At 61.0% G+C, this 19,711-nt stretch carries 19 protein-coding genes; 11 read left to right on the top strand and 8 right to left on the bottom strand.

Annotated features, from left to right (window positions below; genetic code table 11):
- Positions 1 to 39: 39 nt before the first annotated feature.
- Both LJ656_RS09420 and LJ656_RS09425 read right to left on the bottom strand, forming a co-directional pair.
- Positions 40 to 1,314: a CaiB/BaiF CoA transferase family protein gene (locus LJ656_RS09420; protein ID WP_230509013.1), complete on the bottom strand. Its 1,275-nt coding sequence runs from the start codon at positions 1,312 to 1,314 to the stop codon at positions 40 to 42.
- Positions 1,311 to 2,294 carry a hydroxymethylglutaryl-CoA lyase gene (locus LJ656_RS09425; protein ID WP_230509014.1) on the bottom strand — a complete coding sequence of 328 codons (984 nt, stop codon included), beginning with the start codon at positions 2,292 to 2,294 and terminating at the stop codon, positions 1,311 to 1,313. The genes LJ656_RS09420 and LJ656_RS09425 overlap by 4 nt, the downstream gene beginning before the upstream one ends.
- A 142-nt stretch (positions 2,295 to 2,436) precedes the next feature.
- Here LJ656_RS09425 and LJ656_RS09430 point away from each other — a divergent pair, with 142 nt between their 5' ends.
- The gene (locus LJ656_RS09430; RefSeq protein WP_425605920.1) at positions 2,437 to 3,237 is read left to right on the top strand and encodes an IclR family transcriptional regulator; all 801 of its coding nucleotides are present in this window, start codon (positions 2,437 to 2,439) and stop codon (positions 3,235 to 3,237) included.
- 86 nt (positions 3,238 to 3,323) lie between these two features.
- On the opposite strand, the gene LJ656_RS09435 is transcribed toward LJ656_RS09430, so the two are convergent.
- Positions 3,324 to 4,232: a LysR family transcriptional regulator gene (locus LJ656_RS09435; RefSeq protein WP_230509016.1), complete on the bottom strand. Its 909-nt coding sequence runs from the start codon at positions 4,230 to 4,232 to the stop codon at positions 3,324 to 3,326.
- Positions 4,233 to 4,355: 123 nt separating this feature from the next.
- Here LJ656_RS09435 and LJ656_RS09440 point away from each other — a divergent pair, with 123 nt between their 5' ends.
- The 3 genes from LJ656_RS09440 (at position 4,356) to LJ656_RS09450 (ending at position 6,769) form a co-directional block, all read left to right on the top strand.
- Positions 4,356 to 5,375 (top strand): zinc-dependent alcohol dehydrogenase family protein, encoded by a 1,020-nt coding sequence (locus tag LJ656_RS09440; RefSeq protein ID WP_230509017.1) that lies wholly within the window; start codon positions 4,356 to 4,358, stop codon positions 5,373 to 5,375.
- 471 nt (positions 5,376 to 5,846) lie between these two features.
- Positions 5,847 to 6,146, top strand: coding sequence for a hypothetical protein (locus LJ656_RS09445; protein ID WP_230509018.1), 300 nt, complete (start codon positions 5,847 to 5,849; stop codon positions 6,144 to 6,146).
- 104 nt (positions 6,147 to 6,250) lie between these two features.
- Entirely contained in the window at positions 6,251 to 6,769 is a 519-nt protein-coding gene (locus LJ656_RS09450; RefSeq protein ID WP_268998573.1) for a phenolic acid decarboxylase, read from the top strand.
- A 389-nt stretch (positions 6,770 to 7,158) separates the two neighbouring features.
- Here the strand turns inward: LJ656_RS09450 and LJ656_RS09455 are convergent, their stop codons facing one another.
- The 3 genes from LJ656_RS09455 to LJ656_RS09465 form a co-directional block, all read right to left on the bottom strand.
- Positions 7,159 to 8,037 carry a YsnF/AvaK domain-containing protein gene (locus tag LJ656_RS09455; RefSeq protein WP_230509019.1) on the bottom strand — a complete coding sequence of 293 codons (879 nt, stop codon included), beginning with the start codon at positions 8,035 to 8,037 and terminating at the stop codon, positions 7,159 to 7,161.
- Between the two features lie 83 nt (positions 8,038 to 8,120).
- Positions 8,121 to 8,588 (bottom strand): DUF2382 domain-containing protein, encoded by a 468-nt coding sequence (locus LJ656_RS09460; RefSeq protein ID WP_230509020.1) that lies wholly within the window; start codon positions 8,586 to 8,588, stop codon positions 8,121 to 8,123.
- Positions 8,589 to 8,793: 205 nt separating this feature from the next.
- Entirely contained in the window at positions 8,794 to 9,690 is an 897-nt protein-coding gene (locus LJ656_RS09465; RefSeq protein WP_230509413.1) for a LysR family transcriptional regulator, read from the bottom strand.
- A gap of 105 nt (positions 9,691 to 9,795) precedes the next feature.
- Between LJ656_RS09465 and LJ656_RS09470 the strand changes: the two genes are divergently transcribed.
- The 6 genes from LJ656_RS09470 to LJ656_RS09495 all read left to right on the top strand — a co-directional run bounded on the left by LJ656_RS09470 (position 9,796) and on the right by LJ656_RS09495 (position 16,166).
- A complete protein-coding gene (locus LJ656_RS09470; RefSeq protein WP_230509021.1) occupies positions 9,796 to 10,761 on the top strand; it encodes an NAD-dependent epimerase/dehydratase family protein in 966 nt (321 codons plus the stop codon).
- An 8-nt stretch (positions 10,762 to 10,769) separates the two neighbouring features.
- A complete protein-coding gene (locus tag LJ656_RS09475; RefSeq protein WP_230509022.1) occupies positions 10,770 to 11,339 on the top strand; it encodes an SRPBCC family protein in 570 nt (189 codons plus the stop codon).
- Between the two features lie 346 nt (positions 11,340 to 11,685).
- Positions 11,686 to 12,486 (top strand): helix-turn-helix transcriptional regulator, encoded by an 801-nt coding sequence (locus LJ656_RS09480; protein ID WP_230509023.1) that lies wholly within the window; start codon positions 11,686 to 11,688, stop codon positions 12,484 to 12,486.
- 401 nt (positions 12,487 to 12,887) lie between these two features.
- On the top strand, positions 12,888 to 13,157 hold the full coding sequence (locus LJ656_RS09485) for a hypothetical protein (RefSeq protein WP_230509024.1): 270 nt from the start codon (positions 12,888 to 12,890) through the stop codon (positions 13,155 to 13,157).
- A gap of 196 nt (positions 13,158 to 13,353) precedes the next feature.
- Positions 13,354 to 14,046, top strand: coding sequence for a CBS domain-containing protein (locus tag LJ656_RS09490; protein ID WP_230509025.1), 693 nt, complete (start codon positions 13,354 to 13,356; stop codon positions 14,044 to 14,046).
- A gap of 653 nt (positions 14,047 to 14,699) precedes the next feature.
- On the top strand, positions 14,700 to 16,166 hold the full coding sequence (locus LJ656_RS09495) for a hypothetical protein (RefSeq protein ID WP_230509026.1): 1,467 nt from the start codon (positions 14,700 to 14,702) through the stop codon (positions 16,164 to 16,166).
- Positions 16,167 to 16,354: 188 nt separating this feature from the next.
- Here LJ656_RS09495 and LJ656_RS09500 read toward each other — a convergent pair whose 3' ends face one another.
- Positions 16,355 to 17,599, bottom strand: coding sequence for an NAD(P)/FAD-dependent oxidoreductase (locus tag LJ656_RS09500; RefSeq protein WP_230509027.1), 1,245 nt, complete (start codon positions 17,597 to 17,599; stop codon positions 16,355 to 16,357).
- A gap of 97 nt (positions 17,600 to 17,696) precedes the next feature.
- Complete coding sequence (locus LJ656_RS09505; RefSeq protein WP_230509028.1) at positions 17,697 to 18,485, bottom strand: ABC transporter substrate-binding protein; 789 nt, start codon at positions 18,483 to 18,485, stop codon at positions 17,697 to 17,699.
- Between the two features lie 239 nt (positions 18,486 to 18,724).
- On the opposite strand from LJ656_RS09505, the gene LJ656_RS09510 reads away from it, so the two are divergent.
- Positions 18,725 to 19,696 carry an ornithine cyclodeaminase family protein gene (locus LJ656_RS09510; protein WP_230509029.1) on the top strand — a complete coding sequence of 324 codons (972 nt, stop codon included), beginning with the start codon at positions 18,725 to 18,727 and terminating at the stop codon, positions 19,694 to 19,696.
- The last annotated feature ends 15 nt before the right edge of the window (positions 19,697 to 19,711 follow it).

A 19,711-nucleotide genomic window follows, 5' to 3' on the forward strand; every position in this document is an offset into this window, starting at 1 on the left:
GCCTCTGCGGCTCGGTGACTCTTTGCGGGTGTTGCAACGTCAGGCGCTGGCGAGTTCGTTCGCCGACGGGTTCGACGCATCGCCAGGCTGCGCGTCCTGACACTTGACGATCCCGGCCTCGGTCAACTGCCTGAGGTCCTCCGGCGTGTATCCGAGATCCGTCAGCAGCGTTTGGGTATCCTGACCCAGCGAAGGCGGCGCCGCGCGCAGGCGCAGGCGCTCACCGCCAAGCGTCAAAGGCAGCAGGGCAGTGCGCGTAGCAATGGCCTGCGCTGCGCCGCTTGCGTCGGGCGGCAAAGTCACCTCGGCAAGTCCGCCGGTAGCGAGCAGGTGCGGATCATCGAACAGGTCCTGCGGTTTCGTGATCGGCGCATACGGCAGTCCGCAGCGCTCGAAGATTGCGCTGATCTCGGCAGCCGTGAAGGCTTCCAGATGCTTTCGAAGCTGCGGCAACAACCATTCGCGGGCCTGCACGCGCTGATTGTTGGAAGCGATCCGCTCGTCAGCCTTGAGTTCTGCAAGCCCGAAAGCGTCGCAAAACAGCCCCCATTGCGTATCCGAGACAACCGCGAGGAAGATCTGTTCGCCGTTTTTGACCGAGAACACGTCATAGACCGCCCATGCCGAAATGCGGCTTGGCATCGGTGCCGCGGCCTTACCGGTCACCGCGTACTGCATCATGTGCTGGGCGACGAGGAATACATTGTTCTCGAACAGTGCGCTCTGTACTTCCTGACCACGTCCGGTGCGTTCGCGTTGAGCCAGCGCCGCCATCGCACCGATTGCGCCGAACATTCCACCCATGATGTCGTTGACACTCGTCCCGGCTCGCAACGGTCTGCCGTCGGGTCCGGTCATATAAGCGAGGCCGCCCATCATCTGCACAACCTCGTCGAGCGCGGTGCGATGATCGTACGGGCCGGGTAGAAAGCCCTTATGCGACACGTAGACGAGACGCGGATTGAGGCTGGACAGCGCCGCGTAACCGAGGCCGAGCTTATCCATCGTGCCGCTCTTGAAGTTCTCGCTGAAGACGTCCGCGCCGGCAAGAAGCTTGTGAACGATCTCCACGCCGCGGGGATCTTTTACGTCGACCGCGATACTCTTCTTGTTGCGGTTGAAGGTGCTGAAGAAGCCCGCGCCGGACCCGCGCAAAACTCGTGTGCTGTCGCCGGAAATAGGCTCGACCTTGATCACTTCCGCGCCCAGGTCCGCCAGCACCATGCCGCATGTCGGCCCCATCACCATGTGCGTCATCTCGACGACGCGTACGCCGCTATACGGCAAATTCTGGTCTGCTTGCACGTCGTTCATTGCGCTACTCCAATCAGGCAGCCTTCCGGCTGCGGCGCGCTGGGCGCGCGGCCATCTGCATACGCGAATCCCTTTGGAAGACCCGCGTCCTGTACGTGTCCATATAGCGCTTCGCCAGGCAGCGCCTCCGCCAGAATGGCGCGCGCGGCAATGAGCCTGTCGATGTCCACACCGGTGTCATAGCCCATCGCTTCGAGCAGAAACGCCAGGTCCTCCGTCACGATGTTGCCGGTCGCGCCTGGCGCATACGGACAGCCGCCCAGGCCGGCCTGACTCGCATCAATTGTCGTTACACCGACTTCGAGCGCGGCGACGACGTTGGCCAGTCCTTGTCCACGCGTGTTATGGAAATGTGCGCCGCCAGCCTTCGCGCCGAATTCCGCTTGCAGCCGGCGGAACAGTCGACGCACCTGTGCCGGATTCGCATAGCCGCTGGTATCGGAGAGGCCAATTTCGTCGACGCCGCATTCGGCCATCGCCTGGCACATGCGCATCGTTTGATCGTCGGTCACAGTGCCCGCAATCGTGCAGCCGAAGGCAACGGAAACGCCGGCTTCGATCTGCACGTCCGGATACTGTTCGTTGCGAAGCGCGACGATATTGCGGACTTCGTCGATCATCTGCTCATTGGTCTTGCGGATGTTGGCCAGCGAATGTTCGTTGGTCACCGAAACGGGAAGGGTGACCTTATGCACGCCCGCTTCGAATGCGCTCTGGCTTCCACGAAGATTGGGTGCGAGAACCGCGACGTGCAGGTCCGGGATCGAGAGGGCATGCGCCACGACTTCGCGGATGTCAGCCATCTGCGGCAGCAACTTCGGCGGCACGAACGATCCCACTTCGATTTCCCTGATTCCCGCAGCCGCGAGTGCGGAAATCCATCGCAGCTTCGCAGCAGTGGGCATCACGCTCTTGATGCTTTGCAGACCGTCGCGCGGCCCGACTTCGCTGATCAGCACCTTCGGACTGGAAGTGCTCATATTCGGCTCCTTAGTTCTATCTGGCAGACCCATGTTTCGTTAGAAAGAACTATAGGCGTGTTCGAGAACGCGCGAAAGCGGGGTAAACCCACGGAAATAGAACTTGAGTTCTGTCAGATAGAACGATACGATGCCGCTTATGATGAAAACGACCAAAGCCGCCGTGACCGCTGACGCCCCTTCGACGCCTGAGCCTGCCGACACCGCCAATGACAGTTCCAGCGGTGTGGCCGTGCTCGACCGCGCGTTTGCCATCCTCAACGCGTTCGGGCCGACCGACGACCAGTTGACGCTTACCGAACTCTCGCGGCGCACTGGGTTGTACAAAAGCACGGCCTTGCGCCTGCTGGGAGCGTTGGAGCATGGCGGCTTCATCCGCAAAATGAGCGACGGGCAGTATGGCGTCGGCCACCAGCCGCTCCGGCTCGCCGCGCTCTATCAGCGATCCTTCCAGGTCGGTCCCGTTATCGAGCCGTTGCTTCAGCAGTTGAGCCGCGACCTGGGGGAAACAGCGTCGTTCTATGTGCGGCAGGGAGACCATCGACTGGTGCTCTATCGTGTCGAGCCGACGCGAAGCGTGCGTGTGTCAATTCGCGTCGGCGAAGAATTCCCGCTCGACAAAGGCGCGTCCGGCAAGGTGCTGCTCGCTTTCACCGAGGCGCAGGATCCTCGCTGGAACGAAGTGCGCGACGCTCTGTGGGCGGCGTCTTATGGGGAACGCGATCCCGAAACCGCTTCGACGTCCGTCCCCGTGTTCGACTCGACTGGCGAGTTGGTCGGTGCCCTCACGCTATCGGGACCCAGAGAAAGATTTGGTACGCCAGCGACCATCGACGCGGCCGTTGCGGCCTTGCTAGACAGTGCAAAACGCGCGACCGTTGCGCTCGGCGGCAAGGGTGGTCGGTACGATGCCAGCATTGCGGAATTCGCTGACAGAAGCTGACGTGGGGATGCCCACGGTGTTCGCTCGAGCACGCGCATTGACACATTTATCGTCGCAACGTTGACAGATTCGATGCCGTCTACGGCTCAGACCCGGGCAAGCACTCGTGGTATCTCGTCTACGAGCGCGTCGATTGCGACGCGCACCTTCGAGGGCAGATGTCGCGATTGCGGGCGGATGACGTGAACCTCGGCCCCCAGCACGCTGTTGCTATCCATCACGAGCGACAGCCGGCCGTCGCGCAGATAGGGCGCCATGAGCCAGCATGGTAACCACGCGAGGCCTGCGCCCGCGGCCGCTGCGTCGGCGATGGCCTGGAGGTCGTCATAACGCAGGCGCGCGGGCGGTCGACACTCATGCACCTCGCCGTCCGCGCCGAGCACTCGCCAAGGCGTGCTCTGTCCACCGCGGCCGTAAGCGATGCTGACGTGCGAGCCGAGTTCGGCGAGGCCCGACGGGCGCCCGTGTCGCTCGAGCCAGGCCGGAGACGCGCAAATGCCCATCCGCTGAACGCCGAGCCGGCGCCCGACAAGGGTTGCATGGTCCGGCAGCGGTCCAATCCGCACGGCGATATCGAAGCCGTCCTCAACCAGGTCCGAAACGCGATCGCTGAACGACATCTCGACGTCGAGCAACGGATGGCGCTCGACCAGCTTCAGCATCACGGGAGCGACGCACTGCCTGCCGAACAGCACCGGCGCGGTGATGCGCAGCCGCCCGGACGGATCGCGGCGGCCCGCCTCCAGCGTCGCTTCGACCGCGCCGAGTTCGGCCATCACGCGTCGGCACTGCTCATAGTACGCATGGCCTTCGTCGGTCAGGCTCAGATGGCGGGTGGTTCGCTGCAGCAGTCTCACCCCGAGACGCTGCTCGAGCCTCGCGACAATCTTCGCGATCGCCGAGCGCGTGACACCCAGGCGTTCGCCGGCTGCGGCGAAAGTGCCGGCATCCACGACATCCACAAATTCCGCAATGCCTCTCAGTCGATCGTCCATCGTGCGAGCTCCCGATAGCGCAGTTTATGTTTCCTGCCAGGCGACGATAAGTCGTCAAAATCGCGTCAATGCGTCCTTTCCAGCAACACTAACATAAGTGCTTCTACCCGATGAGGAGTTGCTATGAACGCATGGAAACTGAAACCCGGCGCCGGTATCTCCGGTCTGAAGCGCAGCGACGCGACCATTCGATCGCCGGGGCCGACCGAGGTGGTTGTCAAGGTTCACGCGGCGTCGCTGAACTATCGGGACCTGATGTTCGCGCGCGGTGACTATCTCGGCATTGGCGATGCGCCGCTGATCCCGCTGTGCGACGGCGCGGGCGAAGTTGTCGAGACCGGCCGCGACGTGACCCGCTTCAAATCGGGCGATCGCGTGGTCAACACCTATTTCCCGCGGTGGATCGACGGCGCGCCGGCACCGTGGAAAGTCGACGGTTCGCCAGGCGCCAAAGTCAACGGCGTGCTGGCCGAGCGGTTCCTGGTCGACGAGACCGCTCTTGCGGCGATCCCGGCACACCTGGGTTATGAAGAAGCCTCCACGTTGTCGTGCGTCGGCGTCACCGCATGGAACGCGCTATTCGTGGACGGCGACGCGAAACCCGGTTCCACGGTGGTGCTGCTCGGCACAGGCGGGGTGTCGATCTTCGCGCTGCAGCTGGCGCGCGCGGCGGGTCTGCGCACGATCATCACGTCGTCGAGCGATGAAAAACTGGAACGCGCGCGCGAACTCGGCGCCGATGAGACGATCAACTACCGCGCCAAGCCGGAATGGCAGAACGAGGTTCTCCGGCTGACCGATGGGGTAGGCGCGGATATCGTGCTGGAGATCGGTGGACGGGACACGCTGCCGCGCTCGGTGGCCGCGACGAAAATGGGCGGCCTCCTGTCGATCATCGGTGGTGTGAGCGGCTTTAGTGGACCGGAGCTTGGACTCCTGCCGGTGATCGGGGGCATCAAGCGGTTGCACGGAATCATGGTGGGCAGCCGCTCGATGCTCGACGAGGTTGTCAGGCTCGTGTCCGCGCATCAGATCAGGCCAGTGGTCGATCACGTCTTTGGCTTTGACGACGCGCCCGCCGCGTACAGGCATCTCGAGTCCGGACAGCACTTCGGAAAGGTGGTGGTCCGGATAGACGCCTGACGACTCTGAACGGCCGGTGTGGGGAGCGCTTCCAAAGGCCCTGTACGACCCCGCATCGGCCGTTAGCGCACTTCGCCGGTAACGGCCGTCTGCAAATGCGTAGTCGTCATTCCAGTGACCACGTGCAGCAATCGGGAACGGTGGGCCAGGCGCGAAGTATCTCTGCCAGCTCCTGCCCAGCGTCAGCTGATGCGGTCTTCATGAGTTCGCCGCCCGCTCATTGGCCGGTTTCCTGCGATCAAATTGCCAGTGGTATCGCCTCAACGCGGCTATCTACGGTCGTTCGAACTCGCCCCAATCTGCACATTCGAAGGGCGGCTATTCGTCCGGGATTTCCTCGAACTATGCAAGCTGCATCCTTTGGGCGAAGAGATAGATTCTTTGCTCAAGACTTTGAACGTTACATCCGATAACAGAATTATGAATAGACTTAGTTGATCACTTGCGCTGCGACAGACGGGCAAATGAAAAATGACCAACAAGTCGATCGATCATCTTTTGAAAACAAGGTTTCCTTTCTGCCGAGCGGCAGCATTGGCAATAATGGAAAAGAATCGCTCGACAGATGTTCCGCGTGACATAGATACACTTGTAGATGAACTTGTGGATTCTGTTGAATCTCTCCCGATTGTTTCGGCAGACTACTTCCCTGTTTATCTTAAAACGCCAAGAAATGTCATTTCGAAGATAAGCGTCGATCGGCGAGAAAAAGTATTTCTGGACTACAGGCTTGCTCACTCCGCAAATGCTAGCAAGCACTCTTCCGTTTGATCGAAATTTTCGATGATTCGAAGCAGGAAAGCGCGCTATTCAACCGCATCTGCTCGTAACAGTCTATTGGGACTTTATGGAGCTTCTGTCTAAGGAGAATGCGAATGTCCGATCTTTTCGAATCCACCAAGCCCGCCGAAATTGCTCGTTTCGTCGGCAAGCACTTCATCTACACTTATGAAAACGGGTGGCAGTACGAGATGTACATCAAGAACGACCGTACCATCGATTATCGGATCCACAGCGGGATCGTCGGTGGCCGATGGGTCCGCGAACAGTCAGTCCACATCGTGCGGCTGTCCGACGACGTCGTGAAGATTTCATGGGACGAACCGACAGGTACAGCGGTGAGCGTTGCCGTTAACTTTTCCGAGCGCAGATTGCACGGTGTCATTTTCTTCCCGCAATGGATCGCTGAAGCGCCCCAGAAAACTGTTTGCTATCAAAACGACCATCTCGCGCTGATGCAACAGTACCGTGATGCTGGTCCGACTTATCCCAAGCTGGTTATCGATGAGTTCGCGTCCATCACATTCCTGGAGGATTGCGGCGTAAATGACGAGTCGGTCATCGCTTGCGCTCCCGGCGATCTACCGGCCGGCTACGCGAGCCGTCAGCAATAAGCGTCACGCTCACAACTCCGACGACGGTCATCTGCGTTTTCGTGCATGTGATACGGCATCACCAGGTTCACCGTTGCTCACTACCGAGTAGATCGGCCATTGCGAGAATCGCGAGATCATCGCTAACGACGAGCGTCGCCATGGCGCTCGTCGCTTTTTACGTCCAGGTCATCATTCTGAATTTCGGCTTGCGTGAAACGCACCAATTTCATGAGGCTGGAAAGCCACCGACCACACGCGTCAAGCGGTAGTGCCCGTTCGACGAAGAATTCCATGCACCGAATGCCGCCGCGCAAGGCCCACTTCACGTGGACCTTAGGCCGCAGATCAGGCGCACGTTGTCACCGGCGCCTGATGGACAACCAACCGCGCAAAACTTCGTGCGACCGTCAAACCGGCTTCTTGCCCGCTTCATCGATGCGCGTATCCGTCGGGGTTCCTTCCACGCGCTCCACCTGTACTTCGGTACCACGGACGGTATCGTTGACAGTTTCGGTGCGATGGCTCGATTCCTTGCCCACCACAACCTCTTCGACCACCCGTGCGGTCTTTCCTACCACGGCCTGCTCCGATGTCTCGCGAATTTCGACAGAGCCCTCCTTCAGATCGGCCGCAGTCGCGGGCCGGTCGGCTGCTCTGCGTTCGATCGTCGCGTGCTCCTCACGCAGGTCGACCGTCTCACTGACCGGCGTTGCCGTCACTCGCGAGTAGACGCGCACGCCGCCGGTGTTCACTTCGCGCTTGCCGACTTCCAGCGACTCTTCCACGACTGGGAAAGCCTTGCGTTCAGCGGCAATCTGTTCATCGGTGTAGGCCGGCGCATTGCGGTCGTATCCGGTATAGCCGGCGGTACGCCATGCCGCGACGCGCGAATTGATGTCGACGGCACCCGCGGCGTACAACGTTTCACGCACCTTTTCCACAGACGACTCGTCATCGACGTCCACCGACAGCAACGCGCCGCCGCGACGCACCGCTTCCCGATAGTGGCCCGCTTCCTCCGGCTGATCGTCGTCGCCAAAGAGCCGTTTAAAAAAGTGTTCGATACGGCCGACCACGCCTTCCTGCTCGTGAGCCGGGACCGTACCTGGGGTCCCGCCGACTGCCGTCGTGCCGACGCCGGTTTCGGTTGTGCCTAACGTGCCCGACGCTGCGTCGCGCGCGTGGACGGTGATGTCGGCGGGCGCAATGCCTTCTGCCTCGAGGCGGATTTTTGCGTTCTGCGCCTGCTGGAATGAGTCGAAAACACCGACGAGAGTTTGAGTCATTGCAGATCTCCAAAGATATAAGTGGGGCCTGGGCCCGGTCGCATGCGTGCTGCCAGTCGCGCAACGAGCGTTCCCGGCCCCCCCTAAGTGCCGTCCTGTACGGGGCGCCATTCGCCGTCCGCGCCTTCGCGACGCTCGACCACCACTTCTTCGGAGCTCAACGTCACTTCGTGATCCACTTGTTGCACCGATTCTGTCGTCGTGACGTGTACTTCTTCTTTCAACATCAATTGCATTTTTACTACCGGCACATACTCGTACACGGGAACGACAAGCGTGGCGCCTTCCTGACGCGGCGGGTCGCGTTGATCGACAGCGCGATTGACGCTCACGCGTCGAACTTCGACGCGCTGCTGATGCAACTCAATGGAAAGCGGCTGTGTTTCCTGATGAACGACCTTTCGGACGCGGACCGCGCCGGTCTCGACCTCGTCGATGCCGACCTCGAGCTGCTCCTGCACGGCCGCCACGCGCGTTTCATCCGACCTGTTGGGCTGCCCTGGGGGTTCGGACTCCCGTCGCTCAGGATCGGTCGATTCACGAAGGTTCATGTTTTGTCTCCGGAGGATGCACACGCTCGAACGAAAGCGGACGCGCAAAGCCAGCCAAGGTCGACTACCGCAACACCAACTGCGTGTCGTGGAGGCCTACTGCGTCCGCCGGAATCTGTCGGCGCCGAAGCGCCGCTCCATTCCGGCGCAAGCCGCATGCCGATGGCCCTTCCGGACCGTCTGTCGTCGGCCACCGCCAGATGACCTACGCTCGCCGTATATAAGCCTTTAATCCCGCGGCGATTGCGGCGAACGTGGTCGCACAACGCGTGCTCTCGCGTAGATCCTCGTGCATCGCGACCCAGGTATCCATCGTCAAGGAAAAACTGGCCGGTAGCACTCGTACAAGCGCCTTGTCCCGCGCGGCCAACGCCGATTGACATGCTCCAATGCCGAAGCCCGCGCGGATGGCGCCCAGTTGGGCCAGGTCGCTATCGGCACGAAACGCCAGGGCCGCGCGCGAGAACACAGGGAATCGATCCTGGAACTGGCGGATGAACGCATTCTCCTTATCAAAGCCGACGATCGAATGTTGGGACAACTCATCCATCGATTTCGGTGCGCCGTGCGCGGCCAGATAGCGTTCGTGAGCATACAAACCGAGCTCGATGCCGCCTACGCGTTTAGCCACCAATGCTTCCTGCGTGGGCCGAAGCATGCGCACCGCGATGTCCGCCTCGCGATGCAGTAAATCATCCACCTTGTTCGACAACACCAGTTCGATGGCCAGTTCCGGGTGCTCGTTGCGCAATGCAGCGAGGATAGGCGGAAGCACCTCGACGCCAACCACCTCGCTGGCCGTCAATCGCACCGTGCCGCGAACGCCTGCACCGTGGCTGGAGGCCACCCGAAGCAGCGCTGCGGAGGTCGCGGCCACGCCGGCAGCATAGGGCTTCAGTTCGAGCGCGGCGTCGGTAGGCGCGAAGCCATCGAACGAGCGCGTGAAGAGCTTTAACGCCAGTGCCGCTTCGAGACCGTCGATGTGACGGCCAATCGTCGGTTGAGTCATACCCAACGCGCGCCCGGCCGCCGACAGCGAACCTGTCTCCAACACCGCCAGAAAAGTGCGGTACCACTCCCAGTTCGGTTCGCGTCGATTCATGGTATGCATTTTTGTATAGATTCCATGCGATTTTAGGTAATTTTCGTTTGACCGTCTAATGAGCAAACTACGGACTCCAGCAGCAACATCGAAAGGAGAATCTTCATGTCCACCGTAGCCCTATTCGGCGCAGCCGGCGTCATCGGTCAAAGCATTGCCTCCGCGCTTAGCAGCAAAGGCCGTCCTTATCGCGTCGTCGGCCGTACGGAAACCAGCCTGCGCAAGGCATTCGGCGCTGATCCGCTCGCTGAGATCGTCACGTGGAACCCGGATTCGCCCGCCTCCGTGCTGGCCGCAGCAAAGGGAATCGAGACGCTGATCTATATGGTCGGCGTGAACTACTGGCAGTTCGAACTGCATCCCGAACTGATGCGCAAGACGATCGATGGTGCAGTCGCCGCCGGGGTCAAAAACATCATCCTGATCGGCACCGTGTACCCGTACGGCATGACAGAAGCGAACCCGGTGCGCGAAGACCACCCACGTGAGCCGCACACGTTCAAGGGCCGCATGCGCAAGGCGCAGGAGGATCTACTGATGCAAGCGCATCGCGACGGCCGCGTCAACGCAACGGTCCTGCGCCTGCCGGACTTCTACGGCCCTGGAGTGGAAGCCAGTTTGCTGCACCGCGCGGCGCAGGCTGCGGTGAACGGCGGCACCGCAGACATGGTCGGGCCGATCGACCGCCCGCACGAGTTCGTTTTCGTACCCGATGTCGGTCCGGTGGTTGCGCGGCTTGTCGATACTCCCGCGGCGTTCGGGAAGATCTGGAACCTCGCGGGCGCGGGTGTCACGACGCAGCGCGAACTGGTGTCGGAGATGGAACGCCAGACTGGCAAAAAGCTCAAGTTGCGCGTGGCGGGCAAGATGACGCTTCGACTGATCGGCCTGTTCAACCCTTTCATGCGCGAGATGGTCGAGATGAACTATCTGATGACCGACCCACTGATCATGGACGATTCGGCGCTGCAGCAACTGATCGGGCCGATCCGCAAAACGTCCTATGTGGAAGGCATCCGGCAGACGATCGTCGCCGCGTCGAACACCCGTGCGCTGGCCGTCGCAGCGTGAGGATCGCCATGAACGACTTCACTTCGAGCGCAGTCGCGCGCCTCATCACCCGTGCGTCGGTTGGTACGGCACTCGTGGTAGTCGCTGTTGTGCTGCTCGCGGCAAGACAGGCGCATGCGGGCCGTTCAGTAAGTATCGATCAGGCAGCTTCGGTCGTGTCGCGCCATGACATCGACATCGACGCGCCGCTCTCGACCGTGTGGGCGGTTCAGACAAACATCTCGGCCTGGCCGACGTGGCGGCCCACCGTGACTGCAGCCCACTTTGACGGGACGCTGGCGGTCGGATCGGCATTCAAATGGGAGGAGGGGGGCTTGAAGATCACGTCGACGATCCAGCAAATCGTTCCGGAGCGAAGACTCGTCTGGACAGGCCCGGCGCAAGGAATCTTCGCGGTGCATGTGTGGGAGTTCACCGCAACGGGGCGCGGCGTCCACGTGCACACTGAGGAGTCGTGGAGTGGTGACGTCGTGAGGGCCAACGTCACGACTTTGCAACCGATGCTGGACGGAGCCCTGCGGGATTGGCTGGCGCGGCTCAAGCAGGTAAGCGAAGCTGACTCGCCGCAACGCCGGTGAAACGCTTGGTGAGCGCTTGATTCGAGATATTGTTGCAAATCGTGCGACCTTGGGATTCAGACCACGGCCTGTCCTGTAAAACGGCCCTGCGGTCTCAAACTGACCGAGCCGGCGTCCAAGAACTAGACGGCATAGCGAATGATGCTTTGATCTTGAACATTTGCGACCAACTCGTCCGCACGAGATAACAGCGGCGAGGTCGCCCGCTACGTCGCGGCGGCCGGGTCGTAACGGCCACTTTCAAGGTGGAACGGCTAATCGTCAGATCTGGCATCGTGGCCTCCGGCCCTTGTCAGGCGAGGCCAAGATCACCGAAGATGGGTGCTCTGCCCATGCTGGGGACGACATGCATCCGTTCGCGAATTCCGCCAATTCAGCGGCGCACGACGACGTCTTTGCACTCTGGGATCGGCTGGCAGAGTTCTCCGCTGGCGAGGGCGATGCCGCGCTGACCCATTTGCTCACCACGATCTGTGCGATGGTCACGGCACAAAACGCGCTTTGGGCCGTAGTGGTGCGATTGCCTTCGCTCGCGCCAAAGGATCCTTTGTTCGGCTGGCGTCCACGCCTGGTTCGGCTCCTGCATCCGGTACCCGCGATGGTCGCTTCCGTGCAGGAGCAATTCGACACGCTCTGGTCGGGCAACGTCGACGCGTCACACGTCGTGGCCGCGTCGGGAAACGAGCCATTCCGAGCCAACCTGCTCTTCGAGGCGATGCCTGCTGAGTGGTTTGAAGGTGAGCACTATCGCCGCCACTACCTCGAAGTCGGTCATGGCGACAGCATCCAGGTGCGTTGCTCGCTCAACGACGATGTACGGATTCACCTCTTCGTGTTTCGCGATGTGCAGGCGCCGCGATTCTCCGCGCCGGATCTCGAGCTTCTGGGCTTCGTGATGCATGGGCTGAGATGGTACTGCCGGCAGCAACTGCTCAGCCACGGCCTGCTGATCGCCGACGCTCCTCTGACGTCGGCCGAACGAAGGGTGCTACTGGGCGTGCTCGACGGACTCACGGAAAAGCAGATCGCGCAGAAGCTCGGCCAAAGTCCAAACACGACGCATGTCCATATCAGGTCGATCTACACCAAATTCAACGTCGCGAGTCGTTCAACGCTCACCGCACTGTGGCTCGGCAAGTTGAGATAGTGAACTGCAGGCGCTGGTGTTGCAGGCAACGATGCAAAGCCGCCGTCTGCCCGAAGTTTGCGAGTTCATCCGGAGTGCGAACATCGCGTCGCCACGCTGGCCGTCCGAACCAGACGGGAGAGATGCCTCGGCACGCGGTGGACGACGCTCAAGCGATCACCTGTTCAGGTTATGTTCGGACGCCAGCGAATCACCTACGATCAGATCCATACCCGTAGCGTGTTGCAAGGCTTCCGCCGCCATTTCGTCGGGTCTCCCGGACCCGATGGGCTTTGAGGTTATCAAACACGGTCGCCACGGAAAACAGTAGAAGCCGCACGTGTCATTCGCAAGGGAAGTCGCTCTTCGAGCGCTATTGATGACGAGCGCTCAGCGATGTTCCCCGCTTGAGGAGCCGCGAGATGAGCTACCCGACCGGAGCCGTAACCGTTGTGACCTGCTGTGTGTTCACGGCGATCGCCACCGCCGGATTTCAGTGCTGTATTGCCGCGACCGCTAACGCCGATTTCGATTCCGGGCTGGATGACTACGTTCAGGTGTCCCATGCTTCAGGAAACACGCCGTTTCCGCGCATCACCCCGTCGAAGATTCCTTTTGCAACGCAGCCAGCACTTGATGACTCGCTTGCTCTTTGCATGCCCGACCTCTATTGCTCACTCGAAGTGCGATAACACCGTCGGCTTGGGCGCACTCAGCGACAAGACAGGAACATTTAAGGCGGGTCTTTGCTCACAGGCCCGTGCCCAGATCCGCAATTGAATGAGGTTATTAAATCAAGGCGCTCAACGCCGAGCGGTCGACTCGGGTCCGAGCCGCGCGATAGCAGCACCAACTGAGGACCTGTCGCGACACCTTAAAGGAGCGACCATGCTCGCACGCCACATCATGAAGACGTCCGTCGTTACCGCAGCACCGAACATGACGATCCACGAGACCGCAAGACTTCTCATCGTCAACCATATCAGCGGCATGCCGGTCGTTGACGCGATCGGAAGGATCGTCGGCATTGTCTGTCATAGCGACCTGCTGCATCGGGTAGAGAATGGCACCAGCCGTGACAAGCGTCAGCGGTGGACCGAGTTTCTGTGGTCATCGCCTCGCGGGCAGGCGGCAAGGTATGTGAAGGAGCACGGACGTTACGTCAGCGACATCATGTGTCGCAACGTGATCTCGATTCCTGAGGACATGCCCCTCGCGCAGATCGCGGATCTCATGGAGCGCCGGCATCTAAAACTGGTGCCGGTGCTGAAACACGGCAAGTTGGTCGGAATCGTCAGCCGCTCAAATCTGATCTGTACGCTCGTTTCCGTTGCAGCAGCCGTGGACTCGGCGTCTCGCGACGATGCAAGTCTACGCGACGCGATAGCACGGGAAATGCACGGGCAACGCTGGGGGCTTCCGAAGCAGTGCGTGCGGGTCAACGAAGGCGTCGCACATCTATGGGGCGTGATCGAGAGCGAGGAGGAGAAACGCGCGATTCAGATTGCTGCCGAGGGCGTCGCGGGCATCAAGCGCGTGGAATATCACCTTGAGTTTCCAAGCGTGATTCCGGCGCTGTAGCTTTCACACGGCGGAAGCAAGCGTGCAGTCGATTCGATCTGGGTGTGCGGACCAGGAAAGCCCGAATATTGAACGTAGGCAGATCCCGCACGTGGGACGAAAGCTGCAGCGCATGCGTATCGCCCAAATTTCCTTCAGCTTCAGCGGTGGCTTCTGGCCGGTCAATCGCCCCTTATTCCACGGTACCCGCGTCGGGGCGGTGCGTGTTGATGGAACAGCATCTTCCAACATCCTGCGTTGAGTGACAGAACCGCCATTGCCAGATGTTGCGGCTAATAGGCCAGGCGCTTCATATGCGCTTGCTTCATATGCGCTTGCTTCATAAGTTTGCTCGGTCATGGAGCGCGCCCACGCATAGCCAAATAATCCGGATCCGATAACGACGCAGTTGCCGCATTCTTTTGCGGCGCCCGGAATATCTCTTCCTCCAGCCCGTTTATTCCACACGTATCTCACGGCATCCGATTTGCCCATTTCACCCCGCCACATCGTATCGCGGCTTGCCTACCGCGAGGCAGCGTCACGCTCCGTGACAGGCGACCCGCTGCCCCGACCATCGACACCCTGCGAGTCACTTTCAATGGAGGTCAAGCCACACATCATTAGATAACTGCAAATCTGTCCGTCGAAGCGGATCAACCCGAGGAGGAATCATGAAATCGTTATTCAAGCCCCGCAGCTTCAGACCACTGGGTTCTCGTGCTGCCTGCCTGTCCGTTGCCGCGTTCATCGCCACGTTGGCCGCAGGCGAGGCATGCGCGGAACAGCCGCCAGCACCTTGTCATCCAAATCCGAACGCTGCCGCCGACGGTGCTCTGGTGCGCCAGCGCGGCGACATCGCGAACCTGCCGGATCCGCTGCAGGACATTCTCGAAAGAATGGCCGAGCGGCCCCATTCCTATTTGCCGATTCAGGCCTTTGCCGAGGCCGACAAACCAAGCCAGCTATTCCAGTATTACCTGCTGTCCACGACAGGATTCGAACCGAATCCGTTCACCGCCCGATTCCCGGGCATCAACGACAAGGCGATGCTGACGGCAACTGGCGCCGACTGCGGTTTGCCAACCATCGGTGCGGTGCGTCTCGTGGTCGAACCGAAACCTGGGCTGCCCACTGATCCGAACAACGTCCGCGCGTTCATCGATGTCTTTACCGACCTCTCGTATCTGTTTGTGATCAACAACGAAAGCGGCTGGTACGAGGGCTGGATGATCCACGATTTGCGAGTGCCGGATATCGCCCCGCCCCGACCCGACGGACACGCCCAGTTCGGCACGATGACAAGCGCGGACGCGGCTGCCTTGCAGGCGATTGGCAGCCACAACAACCTCCCAGGGCGGCTGTTCACAATGGATGGCAAGGCCCCGCGCTTGCCCGATGCTTACGATCACTTCCCTGACCGCCAGACCAATATCGTGCCGATCCAGCTAAGCATGGGGGCGGTCAACTGCATGCAGCAGTCTGATTGTCATGGCTACTGGGAATTCAACTACACCACCAACTGGACCCATCCACCCTATGAGTTACCTTTTACCGGCGGTATCCCCGGTACCTTCGAGGCGGGCAAACTTGGCGCGCTGTCGTCATTGATTCCGGGCTCGGGACCCGCAGGCGTGAAAAACAGTGCGATCGACTATGGTGACGATCCGAACAATGCGGCTCCGCTCGGTGGTGCGGGTCCGCGCGACCCCGACCGCTTTGACGCGGATGCCGATAACCAGCGGGAGTACCGGCAACGCTTCATCCCGAGCGGACTGGCTCACGAAATTTACCTGGACACCTATGTGCGATTGGCATCGTTCGAGCATGGCACACCGTTCCCGCAGCGCCTGTATGACGCCTATGTGGCCGAAGTCAAACGGGTTGATACCAATGGCGACGGCGTCATATCCGCGAGCGAGGGAGATGTCGATACAGCTAGCGATGGGTTCCCGGACAATTCCCGCCTGTTTTTACCGGCGACTTCGTTCCGTCGCTTTGCCGTGACGCGCGAAATCAATGACGGTTTGCTGGCACCCCGGTTCGCGCCTAGTCAGCGAGCCTGGGTATTGACGGGCGGTGCCAACACCGTCAACCCACCTCGACCGGCATCTACGGGTCGCGATAGCGACGACCGTTGAATCAACTCGTCGACGTGACGGGATGTGTTCTGAGTTGTGAGCGATTACAGTGTCCGTCTGGTCCCGATCAGGAAAAGAACACACATAGGCGGCGCGTCGGGACCCCAGCGTTTGCGCGGCCCGTCGACCTTCACAAAAGTCGATCGCAGGCCGCCCACCCAGGTCTTTGGTGCCGGCCGCTCCCACCGCTAACTACGAAACCTTTCAGCGCGAAACGGACGCGCATCCGCACAGGTCGGTGTCCCGGTCATCATCTCCGCCAGCAGTCGCCCGGTCACGGGCCCCAGGGTCAGGCCGTGGTGGGCGTGACCGAATGCAAACCACAACCCGGGATGACGCGGCGCGCGCCCAATGACTGGACGCATGTCTGGCGTGCAAGGACGCAGGCCGAGCCACGGACTCGCGTCGAGTCGCTCACCCAGACCGAAGCTCGGCCGGGCGGTGCGCTCCGCGCGTTCGAGCTGGATGCCCGTCGGCCTGGCGTCACGCTGTGCGATCTCGACGCCCGTGGTCAGCCGCAGGCGTCCTTCCATCGGTGCCACCACGTAGCCCTGCTCCGCGTCGACGAACGGCATCGACAGCATCTGTCGAGTGGGACGGTAGTGCATGTGATAGCCGCGCTTCGCGCGCAAAGGAATGCGATAACCAAGCGGCGCGAAAACGCGGTCAGACCATGAACCGAGTGCCACCACGACCTCTTTCGCGCTGATCCGGCCCGCCACTGTCTGAACCGTCCACGCGTCCGCTTGTGCCGTCAGCGTGGCGGCGTCGCCGGCGAACACCGTCCCGCCGCCTGCTTCGAAAAGACCCGCATAACCTTTGGTCAGGGCTCCGGGATTGACGATGCTCTTCGGGTCCTGCCAATGCAGCGCGCCACAAAAGCTGTCCGCGAGGCCCGGCTCGCGCGCGGCCAGCGCCGCCGCATCCAGTACCGCGAGCCGCAAGCCATAGGTCCTGGCGGTCGTTGCGGCGACCGCCGCCTGCCGCGAAAATTCCGCCGGGGTGCGATAGGCGTCGATCCAGCCGCTGTCGCGAACGAGATGACCGAGTTGCGCGCGCTCGATGAGCCGATCATGTTCCGCGACGCTTTGCCGGATCAACGGCAACATGTCGCGTGCGGCGGCCACCAATCGCGCGGGCGACGATTCCCACCAGAAGCGCGCCAGCCAGCTCGCAAAGTGCGGCAACGCCCGGTAGTCCCAGTACAGGTCGGTCGAACGATTCTTCGCATAGCGCAGCAACGTGCTGAAGTCGCGCGGAAAACCGTACGGAACGACCGAGGAGCTTTCAAGCAGCCCCGCGTTGCCGAAACTGGTCTCTTCGCCTGGAGCGCGCCGGTCCACCAGTGCCACCCGGCGGCCGCGGTCCTGCAACTGCAGCGCGGCCGATACGCCGACAATTCCGGCGCCCAGCACTATCACATCGAAATCCATAAACTCGCTTCGCTTTTTCTGTCAGGACTGGACGCCCGGCTGCCGCATTTTGCGCGGCAAGCCGGTGCGAAACCTCCGGCGCCGGCTCGTGGATCCGTTACTTCGCAATAATGTCGCTGTTGAAATACTTCTGCGAAAGACTGCTCAATGTGCCGTCTTTCTTCAGCGCGTCGAGCGCGGCATTGACTTTCGCGATCAGCGCCTTGTCGGCCTTGCGCATACCCCAGCCGGTGCCCTCGCCGAGCGTTGCGGGATCGCTGAGCGGCTTGCCGGCGATCGCATACTCGTGACCCGCGGGCTTGCCGAGGAAACCGTCCTGCGCGGTTTGCGCTTCCTGAACGGCGGCGTCGAGGCGCCCACCAACCAGGTCGGCATAGATCTGATCCTGGTCCGGGTACGAGACGACCGTTACGCCGGCATTCGCCCAGTGAGCTTTGAGGAAATCCTCCTGGGACGACCCCTGCAATACGCCCACCCGTTTACCCTGGAGACTTTTCACGTCGGGCAGCAGGCCGGATCCGCGCCGGGCCACCATCACGATCGGCACGATGTAGATCGGCTTCGTGAATTCGATCGACTGACGGCGCTTTTCCGTGATGTTCATCGCGGAATTGATCACGTCGAATTTGCGGGCCTCCAATGCGGGAATCAGCCCATCGAACGCATTTTCGACCCATACGCACTTCACGCCGAGCTTCGTGCAAACGGCATTGCCGAGGTCGACGTCGAAGCCCTGCAGTTGCCCGCTCGGCGACTTGCTTTCGAACGGCGGGTAGGCTGCCTCGATGCCGAAGCGCAAGGTGTCCTGAGCCTGCGCGCCGACGGCCCCGAGCGAGCCCGCCAACGCAGCGGCGACGATAAGTGAAAGTTGAAACTTCCGAAACATGAGAGATCCCCTGGGTGTTTGGTCGACGACAATTGAGGACATGCGTGACGGTTGGCCGACCCGCTCCGAGACATCGCATGAGGCATGCTGACACGCCGGCCTCACATCTGCTCTGGATGGACAGTCTATTCTGGACAAATATAAAAGCAAGTAATTTTCATAATAAATGTCCAGATTGGACTGTTTGACTTAGAATCGCCTCACCGCCGAACCCCGGCAACGTTTTGGAGTGCAGTTCAATGAGCCAGTCAGAAAAAGGGTTGCCCCTGATCGTCAATCAGCACGCCGTTCGCGAAGCGCTACCGCACCTCGACGTGCGGGGCGTACTGGCGCAGATGTTCCGTGCGCTCGGAAGCAACATGGCGGCGCAACCGCCACAGACGCTGACGCTGTTTCCGCAAGCCGCCGGCGACTTCATTACCTATCTGGGCGTGATGGCGGACGCGAAGGTGTTCGGCGCGAAGCTGTCGCCGTACATCGTCACCCAGGCGAAGCCGATCATTACCGCGTGGACGGCATTGATGTCGATGGAAACGGGGCAACCGCTGATGTGGTGTGATTCAGGTCTGCTGACGATCGAGCGCACCGCCGGGGCGACCGCACTCGCGGTAGAGCACCTCGCTGCCGATCATGCTAGCCGACTTGCGATTGTCGGCGCGGGTGCGGTGGGACAGGCTCATTTGCGCCATCTGGTTTCGGTGCGGCCGTGGCAATCCATTCAGGTGTTTTCGCCCAGGCTTGCGAACGATCCGGAAAAACGCGCGCAGTTCGCGGCGATAGATGAAAGAGTCTCCATTTGCTCCAGGATCGAAGACTGCGTCGCCGACGCTGACGTCGTTGCACTGTGCACCTCGTCCGGCACCCCAGTGCTGCACGACAATATGCTCCGCAAGCCAGCGCTCATCACGTCCATTAGCACCAACGTCGCGAACGCTCACGAGATTCCGCCCGCATGGCTTGCCGACATGGACGTCTATTGCGACTACCGCCGCACCACCCCAGCCAGTGCGGGCGAGATGAAGCTGGCTTTGGAACACCATGGCTGGCGTCCCGAAGCCGTGCTAGGCGATCTCTCCGAACTGATGTGCGGCGAAGCGATCAGGCCGTCCTATCGAAAGCACGCGTTTTTCCGCTCGATCGGGCTGGGTCTTGAAGACGTGGCGATTGCCTATGCGCTGTTCAACCATCTGACTGCTCGAACGGGCATGTAAGAGATCGCCGCGATC

The sequence above is a fragment of the Paraburkholderia sejongensis genome (genome assembly GCF_020880815.1).
GTDB classification, from domain to species: domain Bacteria; phylum Pseudomonadota; class Gammaproteobacteria; order Burkholderiales; family Burkholderiaceae; genus Paraburkholderia; species Paraburkholderia sejongensis.

Coding starts and splice junctions, on each gene's coding strand:
- LJ656_RS09430 (WP_425605920.1), top strand. CDS start 2,437: ATGAAAACGACCAAAGCCGCCGTGACCGCTGACGCCCCTTCGACGCCT.
- LJ656_RS09440 (WP_230509017.1), top strand. CDS start 4,356: ATGAACGCATGGAAACTGAAACCCGGCGCCGGTATCTCCGGTCTGAAG.
- LJ656_RS09475 (WP_230509022.1), top strand. CDS start 10,770: ATGAACGACTTCACTTCGAGCGCAGTCGCGCGCCTCATCACCCGTGCG.
- LJ656_RS09505 (WP_230509028.1), bottom strand. CDS start 18,485: ATGTTTCGGAAGTTTCAACTTTCACTTATCGTCGCCGCTGCGTTGGCG.
- LJ656_RS09445 (WP_230509018.1), top strand. CDS start 5,847: ATGACCAACAAGTCGATCGATCATCTTTTGAAAACAAGGTTTCCTTTC.
- LJ656_RS09480 (WP_230509023.1), top strand. CDS start 11,686: ATGCATCCGTTCGCGAATTCCGCCAATTCAGCGGCGCACGACGACGTC.
- LJ656_RS09425 (WP_230509014.1), bottom strand. CDS start 2,294: ATGAGCACTTCCAGTCCGAAGGTGCTGATCAGCGAAGTCGGGCCGCGC.
- LJ656_RS09420 (WP_230509013.1), bottom strand. CDS start 1,314: ATGAACGACGTGCAAGCAGACCAGAATTTGCCGTATAGCGGCGTACGC.
- LJ656_RS09460 (WP_230509020.1), bottom strand. CDS start 8,588: ATGAACCTTCGTGAATCGACCGATCCTGAGCGACGGGAGTCCGAACCC.
- LJ656_RS09455 (WP_230509019.1), bottom strand. CDS start 8,037: ATGACTCAAACTCTCGTCGGTGTTTTCGACTCATTCCAGCAGGCGCAG.
- LJ656_RS09470 (WP_230509021.1), top strand. CDS start 9,796: ATGTCCACCGTAGCCCTATTCGGCGCAGCCGGCGTCATCGGTCAAAGC.
- LJ656_RS09510 (WP_230509029.1), top strand. CDS start 18,725: ATGAGCCAGTCAGAAAAAGGGTTGCCCCTGATCGTCAATCAGCACGCC.
- LJ656_RS09450 (WP_268998573.1), top strand. CDS start 6,251: ATGTCCGATCTTTTCGAATCCACCAAGCCCGCCGAAATTGCTCGTTTC.
- LJ656_RS09495 (WP_230509026.1), top strand. CDS start 14,700: ATGAAATCGTTATTCAAGCCCCGCAGCTTCAGACCACTGGGTTCTCGT.
- LJ656_RS09435 (WP_230509016.1), bottom strand. CDS start 4,232: ATGGACGATCGACTGAGAGGCATTGCGGAATTTGTGGATGTCGTGGAT.
- LJ656_RS09490 (WP_230509025.1), top strand. CDS start 13,354: ATGCTCGCACGCCACATCATGAAGACGTCCGTCGTTACCGCAGCACCG.
- LJ656_RS09465 (WP_230509413.1), bottom strand. CDS start 9,690: ATGAATCGACGCGAACCGAACTGGGAGTGGTACCGCACTTTTCTGGCG.
- LJ656_RS09500 (WP_230509027.1), bottom strand. CDS start 17,599: ATGGATTTCGATGTGATAGTGCTGGGCGCCGGAATTGTCGGCGTATCG.
- LJ656_RS09485 (WP_230509024.1), top strand. CDS start 12,888: ATGAGCTACCCGACCGGAGCCGTAACCGTTGTGACCTGCTGTGTGTTC.